The following is a 364-nucleotide window of genomic DNA, read 5'->3' on the forward strand; positions in this document are numbered from 1 at the left end:
GAAGCTCATGTCTGAACTCAACTGGTATGGATATGACTATGTACAAATACCGCCAGATTTTAGAAGTCAGACATGCCCAATCTGCAGCTATCGTAATGCAGAAAACCGCAGCATAGTTAACAGTAAGCTCTTCAAATGTGGATGCTGTGGCTATGAGGATGATGCCGACCACGTTGGTGCAGTAAACATCAGAAACCGTGCGGAAGATAAGGAACTTCTTAAACTCTGCAAGGATGCAAAAAGCCACAAAGAAATGCAATCCAGGCTGATCAGGCTTCTGGATGACAGACATCTTGAATGGCAGATGAAACAATTGAAAACATCGATTCTGCAGGAAACAGGAAACGCTGTTTCCGTTCTGTAG

The 364-nt window shown here is 43.7% G+C and carries 1 protein-coding gene; it reads left to right on the forward strand.

All coding sequences use genetic code 11. From position 1 onward, the window contains the following. Positions 1-364: zinc ribbon domain-containing protein (locus ACTND6_RS11225; RefSeq protein ID WP_441024361.1), on the forward strand; the 364-nt coding region annotated here is incomplete at its 5' end.

Origin of the sequence: Bulleidia sp. HCP3S3_C9, assembly GCF_052064035.1 — a bacterium.
Classification (GTDB): Bacteria; Bacillota_I; Bacilli_A; order Erysipelotrichales; family Erysipelotrichaceae; genus Bulleidia.